Annotated in this window: 7 protein-coding genes and 1 pseudogene; 2 read left to right on the top strand and 6 right to left on the bottom strand. The window is 61.4% G+C overall.

The window, feature by feature from the left end:
• The 5 genes from Q0O95_RS12850 to Q0O95_RS12830 all read right to left on the bottom strand — a co-directional run.
• A partial coding sequence (locus Q0O95_RS12850) for a pseudouridine synthase (RefSeq protein WP_293699387.1) occupies positions 1-611 on the bottom strand: 611 nt, incomplete at its 3' end.
• Positions 608-1150, bottom strand: a complete 543-nt coding sequence (locus Q0O95_RS12845) for an SMC-Scp complex subunit ScpB (protein WP_293699385.1) — start codon at positions 1148-1150, stop codon at positions 608-610. The genes Q0O95_RS12850 and Q0O95_RS12845, both read right to left, overlap by 4 nt.
• A gap of 33 nt (positions 1151-1183) precedes the next feature.
• On the bottom strand, positions 1184-1846 hold the full coding sequence (locus Q0O95_RS12840) for a GDSL-type esterase/lipase family protein (protein WP_293699383.1): 663 nt from the start codon (positions 1844-1846) through the stop codon (positions 1184-1186).
• A 58-nt stretch (positions 1847-1904) separates the two neighbouring features.
• Positions 1905-2558: an SGNH/GDSL hydrolase family protein gene (locus tag Q0O95_RS12835; RefSeq protein ID WP_293699381.1), complete on the bottom strand. Its 654-nt coding sequence runs from the start codon at positions 2556-2558 to the stop codon at positions 1905-1907.
• A complete protein-coding gene (locus Q0O95_RS12830) occupies positions 2555-3436 on the bottom strand; it encodes an alpha/beta hydrolase (protein WP_293699379.1) in 882 nt (293 codons plus the stop codon). Before Q0O95_RS12830 ends, Q0O95_RS12835 begins: the two co-directional genes overlap by 4 nt.
• A 65-nt stretch (positions 3437-3501) precedes the next feature.
• Here Q0O95_RS12830 and Q0O95_RS12825 point away from each other — a divergent pair, with 65 nt between their 5' ends.
• A complete protein-coding gene (locus tag Q0O95_RS12825; RefSeq protein ID WP_293699377.1) occupies positions 3502-4185 on the top strand; it encodes a winged helix-turn-helix transcriptional regulator in 684 nt (227 codons plus the stop codon).
• A 674-nt stretch (positions 4186-4859) separates the two neighbouring features.
• Positions 4860-5426, top strand: coding sequence for a hypothetical protein (locus Q0O95_RS12820; RefSeq protein ID WP_293699375.1), 567 nt, complete (start codon positions 4860-4862; stop codon positions 5424-5426).
• Positions 5427-5751: 325 nt separating this feature from the next.
• On the opposite strand, the pseudogene Q0O95_RS12815 reads toward Q0O95_RS12820, so the two are convergent.
• A pseudogene (locus tag Q0O95_RS12815) lies at positions 5752-6150 on the bottom strand (succinate dehydrogenase); the annotation flags it as partial.

The raw sequence follows: 6150 nt of genomic DNA, 5'->3' as shown, positions 1-6150 counted from the left end.
ACGGGATGCCCCAGATGCGCGAGCATCCTCCTCACGATGCGATTGCGGCCCGAGTGCAGTGTCAGCTCCACCATCGACTGCTTGCCGCGGTTGCCTTTGACCCTCGCCGCATCGGCCTGAATGAACCCGTCGTCGAGTTCGAAACCGCGCAGCAGCTCCGCGATCGTGCCGCCCGTGACTCGCCCCTGCACGAGCGCGACGTAGGTTTTCTGGACTTCGAACGATGGATGCGCGAGCCTGTGGGTGGCTTCGCCGTCGTTGGTCAGCAGCAGCAGTCCGTGCGTCTCCTCATCGAGCCTGCCGACGTTGAATAGACGCTCATCGTACGCTTTGGAGTAGCGCCGCAGGTCGGGCTTGCCGTGTTCGTCGCGCATCGTCGAGACGACACCGGCGGGCTTGTTCAGCATGACGTATCGTTTCGACGCGTCCAGCTGGATCGCTTTGCCGTCGACCGTGACCCTGGCATCCTTCGTGATGCGCGTGCCGAGTTCGGTGACGCGTTTGCCGTCGACGGTTATGCGCCCGTCGACGATCATGTCTTCGACCACCCGGCGGCTCGCGACGCCCGCCGCCGCGAGCACCTTCTGGAGTCGCTCCGGCTGCTCGCTCACTGATCCTCCTCCGGAGAGTCGGGCAGCAGCGGCGAGATGAGCGGCAGCTCGGTGATGTCGTTGATGCCCAGCAGCGTGAGCAGCTGATCGGTCGTGCGGTAGTGGATGGCGCCGCTGTCGGGGTCGGTGAATGCCTCCTCCACGAGCCCTCGTGCCATCAGGGTGCGCACAACCGAATCGACGTTGACCGCGCGGATGGCCGCAACCTGACTCCTGGTGATGGGCTGCTTGTAAGCGATGACCGCGAGCGTTTCGAGGGCCGCGTGCGACAGTTTCGAAGGCGTGACGGTCGAGACGAAATCTGCCACGACGTCGTCGTAGAGTTCCCGAACGTAGAGACGCCATCCGCCGCCGACTTCGCGCAGCTCGAATCCGCGCTCCGGGCCATCGCCCTCACCGTCGTAATCGGCGCGCAGACGATCAATCGCGTCCTTCACGGCGGCGACGGGCTCCTGCAGTGCGGCAGCGAGGTGCGTGGGAGATTGCGGCTCGTCGGCGATCGTGAAAATCGCTTCGAGTTTGCGGTCGATGTCGGTCATGCTGCAGTCAAGACTACGGCACGGCAACGAGTTTCACGCGGGGTCGAACGCTTCGAGAATGACGGCTTGAATCGCCTCGCCGATGATGCGGGCTCCTTCCTCAGTCGGATGCACCCCGTCGTATGCCATGCCCTCGACGAATCGTCCGTCCTCGTCGCGCAGATCCACCGTCGAGTCGACCCAGAACCAGCCGTTTTCGCTGGCGATGTTCTCGAGCCGCGCGTTGAGTTGCTCAGCAGTTCCGGGCGACGGGTCGATCGGCGGCACCGACGACAGCACGACGTTCGAGACACCTGCGCTGTCGACGATGGCTGTGAGATTCTCGGCGATCTGCTCGGGAGGCGTCCCCATCCCGTCATTCGTGCCCGCGAGGATCACCAGGACATCCGCGTCGAACGGCTCCGTGATCCCCTCTGCCATCTGCCCGGTCGTCGCGCCCCACACGGCCCAACCGCCGACGTATTCGATGCTCGGCCCAGCGGCGTAGCTGACCCATGACTCCTGGCCGGGATCACCCCCGTCGATATCGGGGCTGTCGGCGGCCGTGATCGAATCACCAACGGCCGCCATACGGATGATGCCGTCGGTCGCGGTGACGCTGGGAGTCGCGGGAGCTTCCGGCCGGTCTCCGGTCGTGCAGGCGGCCAGCAGCAGGCAGACCGCACCCGCCAAGAGCATCCGGGCCGTGCGCACCATGCATCAACGCTAACGAACTCGCCCGGCGGCACTCAAGGACTCGGGTGCCGTGTCACTGCTACTCGACGCTCACCGCTTCCAGGACGGCAGCATGAATGGCCTCGCCGATGACGCGTGCGCCGTCCTGTGTCGGGTGCACTCCGTCGTACGTCATGCCTTCTGCGAATCGCTCGCCTTCACGCAGTCCCGCCGATGAATCCACCCAGGTCCAGCCGTTCTGCCTGGCGGTGATCTCCAGCGATTCGTTCAGTTGCAACGTGTTCTCTATAGCCAGATCGTTCGGTGGCACGGAGGACAGCACAATCGTCTCCACCCCTGCCCTGTCGACGATCGATCTGAGACCGGAATCGATCTCCTCGCGGGATATCCATTCGGCGTCATTCGTGCCGGCAAGAATCACCAGGACGTCGGCTTCGAACGGGACGGTTACGGCTTCGGCCATCTGCGAGATGGATGCACCCGGCTCCGCCCATCCGCCGACGAGCTCGACATCTGGGCCGATCGCATAGTGCACCCACGACTCGAGCCCTGGCACTCCGCCGGCGAGGTCCGGGCTGTCTCCCGCCGTGATGGAGTCACCGACTGCCGCCATGCGGATCACATCGACGGCGGCGTCCGTGGCTGGCGGGAGATTCTCCTGTGGCGTTTCGACGCAACCGGTCAGCGCGAGGCAGACACCGACAGCCAGCAGCATCCGCGTAGTACGGATCATGTGTCCACGGTAGCGGTGTGGGCAATGACCTCTTCGATAATCACGTTCCAGAGCGGTTCGGGAGGATACTGGTGCCCCATTCCGTGCAACGGCACCAATCGTGCGTTCGGGATCTCCTCCGCAATCACTGCAGCATGAGCGTAGGGGAACAACGGGTCTTCCGTCCCGTGCATGACCAGGGTCGGAGCGGAGATCTCGCTGAGTCGCTTGTTCGTCGTCTCCCCGCTCTCCGCGATCCAGTGGTTCGACTGCATGGCGGCCATATCCGCGGTGCGGGCGTAGGCGCTGGCAGCGATGTGCCGCATGCGCTCGGCGTCGAAGGGAACACTGCCCGTGAATGGCCTCTCCCCCTCGACCATCGCCCCGATAGCAGCAGTTCTGTCGGACCAGTCAGGGTCGGGAGCATCGCCATCGAACACCGTTGCGAGCCGCGACTCCATCGGCGGTAAATCGGGACGATCCTCTCCACCCGCAACGGCAGGTGAGGTCGACTGCAGGATCAATCCCGCCACACGTTCGGGATGATCGAGCGCAAGTCGTTGCGCAATGGCACCACCCATCGAGACCCCGAAAACGTGTGCCGTGTCTACGCCGAAGCCATCCAGCACCGCGAGAGCGTCTGCTTCCAGGTCGGCACTCGTGTATCCGGGTTCTCCGACCGGATAGTTCGTGGACCGTCCGGTGTCTCGCAGGTCGTAGCGGATGACGAAACGTTCGGCTTGGGCGATACGGGAGCAGAACTCGTCTTCCCAGAAGTCCATTGACCCGGCAGCGCCGCAGATCAGGAGAATAGCGGGATCTGTTGGCCTGCCAAACGACTCGGCGCAGATCTTCGCTTCATCGGACGGCACGAATCGTTCACCGGATCGCAGGCGCATAACCCCACTCTAAACTATCAAAGATATAGTGATTACTATATTTACAATAGCGATGGAGGTGACCGATGGCTAGATCCTATGGCGAGGGATGCCCGATAGCTTTATCGCTCGATATCCTCGGCGAGCGATGGGCGCTACTGGTCGTGCGTGAGTTACGCCTGGGGTCACGTCGCTATCGTGACCTGGAGGAGGCGCTGCCTGGAATCACGCCGGCCGTGCTTTCGCGGCGTTTGCGGTCGCTCGAGGAGACAGGAGTTCTGTCGCGTCGTCAGCTACCGCCGCCGGCATCCGTGCAGGTGTACGCACTTACTTCGTGGGGTGCGGAGCTGGAACCGGTGTTCCAGGCGCTTGCCCGCTGGGGTGTGAGATCACCAGTGGTGCCGCTCGCGGGTGAAATCAGCGCCGACTCTGTCATGCTCGGCCTTCGCACCTTCTTCAACAGCGAGCATCGAGGGCGAGAGTCGTGGACTGCGACGTACTCGATCTGGCTGGATCGCAACCAGTATTGGCTACGGATCGAAGAGGGTCTGCTGGTGGATCTGATTCGAGGTTCGTCGGCCGAGGATCCCGATGTCCTCGTACGCACATCCAAGACCGCATGGCAGGAAGTGCTCGGGCGCAAGCAGCCGCTGCTACGGGCCATGGCTGCTGAAACGCTCGAAGCGTCCGGAGATCTCGACGCTCTGCAGCGGCTCATCGACGCGGCCGGTCGACCCGCTACCTCAGAGCAATCACTACTCGACAGTTGAGCCTGCAACCCCCGGCAGCAAATGCGGGCCCCGGCAGCAACCGCGGGGAGCCGCATCGGATGTAGGCGAGCCAAACGGCCAAGGCGCAACGCTGTCACGATGACCGAACTGTTGAATAATTCATCATTTACGGCTAGGCTACCCGTGCGTATCTCAATGAGGAGTATCACTATAGGTAAGAAAACGAACTATGGAAAAGTTCCAGGTAGAGCAGCCATCGCCGCCGTTCTAACGTTCAGCTTTGTATTCGCCTGGCCGCAAGGAGCGTTTGCCGCAAAGGCCGAAGGCTACCGCGAATGCACTGGAGCACAAACTGTCCGCGTGGTTTCAAGCACTTACGAAACAGGTATACCTGGGCTATTCATGCTCACGCACACTGCAAACGGCCAAGCCATAGGAAGATATACCACTGCGGGTCATAATTCCACGAATAGCGGTTCACTCGCTGCGAATTGGACGGTCGAGACAAATGGTGGAATCAATAGTGCAAGCGCGAGCTGCGCACTCTGACGAGTTCACAGATGCAATGTGACAAAAGCGTTTTCACTCATTCAAGCGCTGTGGTGAAGGCAGTAAGCACCACGGTACTGGTTGGCGCAATTGTTACAGGATGCTCGCAGCAAGATCATTCAAGCGCGCCCCCTTCTGACGAATCAAATTCCGGAGGGCCGCTAGTGTCGGAACTCAATGCGGCGGAGACAGAGCTATACGAGCTAGGTATCCAAACGATGGCTGAGTTTTTTGAAGTTGACCCTTCAGAACGAGGCGATGTCGTGCGATGGGTGCTGTTGGAAGACCAAAATGACGCAGTAGATGCGTGCATGACTGAGTTGGGTTACACGGTCACAGAAAACAGTGGAGTGGATGCCCCTCCCGAGCAACTTGACGCCGTGCTTCGAGACCAGTTCGTGTGCTTTTCACAGTATCCTCAACATCCAGCTTACTTAAGAGAATGGGGAGAAGAACAGCTCAACGCCCAGTATGACTGGACGGTTGAGGCGCTCATTCCCTGCATCGAAAATGCCGGTTACTCGATCAGCAATGTACCGAGCCGGGCGACTTTTGTAGAAGAATGGCGGGCTACTCCGTTCTATCCCATGAGTCAGTTGCCCGATCATGCCGTGGAAGAACTCAACGGTCAATGCTTACAACAAGCTCCAACGGCTGTGCTGTGGGAGGGCGTCAGCCCCGCGGACTGGGAACCAGGTATGTCGGAGGTCATCTCGAACGATGGGTTGTGAATTCAGGCGGGTACCTGGGCTGTGATGCTGTCACATTGACCGGCACGCTGCAGAAGTATCACCCTGTAACCCATGGGCCGCCAGATTGGTGCGAATTTCAGAATTCTGCCTGCTTTCGGCAGCCCACCCCCACTCCAGCCCCTTGGCTCAGCCCACTCAAGGTGTAGGCAGCCGACAGACTGCAGAACCGCTGCCGCTCCTCTGCATCACAGTGAAGCGCAGAGGAGCGTGCAAGCGAAAGCCGCGACGAGCATCCGGGCTGTGCGGACCATGCGTCAAAGCTAACGAACGCTCCCCCTCTCGCTCAATGCATTGACAGCACAATCTATTCGACCAGCTTGCCGTCCTGCGAGACGTCGCGGATCAGTGCTGCAATCTCGGGCGAAGCCTCACCGACCGGTTCCTGCGTGACGGAGCCGTCGGCCGACCACACCATGTTCACCCGCAGCGCCGCATCCTGCTCGGGGTAATCGGAGCGGTTGTGGCAGCCCCGCGTCTCGCGTCGCTCGAGCGCCGACTGCAAGGTCGCTCTCGCCGCGAGAATCGACGCCTTGAGATCGAACGCGTGAGCAAGGTCGTAGTAGCCGGCGATGTCGGGATGCACGCCCAGCTTGCCAGCGCGCTCCTCGATCTCGTCGAGCTGCGCAAGACCCTCAAGCAGACCTTCTTCGCTTCGTACGACACCGCAGTGCTCCGTCATCATGTTGCGCAGTTGCCGCTGCAG

Source organism: uncultured Agrococcus sp., assembly GCF_945915485.1.
GTDB lineage: Bacteria > Actinomycetota > Actinomycetes > Actinomycetales > Microbacteriaceae > Agrococcus.
The sequence above is the reverse complement of the archived record's forward strand: the minus strand, read 5'-3'. Positions and strand labels throughout refer to the sequence as shown.

Excerpts from the sequence above, each read along its gene's own strand:
- Q0O95_RS12845 (WP_293699385.1), bottom strand. The coding sequence starts at position 1,150 with ATGACCGACATCGACCGCAAACTCGAAGCGATTTTCACGATCGCCGAC.
- Q0O95_RS12840 (WP_293699383.1), bottom strand. The coding sequence starts at position 1,846 with ATGGTGCGCACGGCCCGGATGCTCTTGGCGGGTGCGGTCTGCCTGCTG.
- Q0O95_RS12835 (WP_293699381.1), bottom strand. The coding sequence starts at position 2,558 with ATGATCCGTACTACGCGGATGCTGCTGGCTGTCGGTGTCTGCCTCGCG.
- Q0O95_RS12830 (WP_293699379.1), bottom strand. The coding sequence starts at position 3,436 with ATGCGCCTGCGATCCGGTGAACGATTCGTGCCGTCCGATGAAGCGAAG.
- Q0O95_RS12825 (WP_293699377.1), top strand. The coding sequence starts at position 3,502 with ATGGCTAGATCCTATGGCGAGGGATGCCCGATAGCTTTATCGCTCGAT.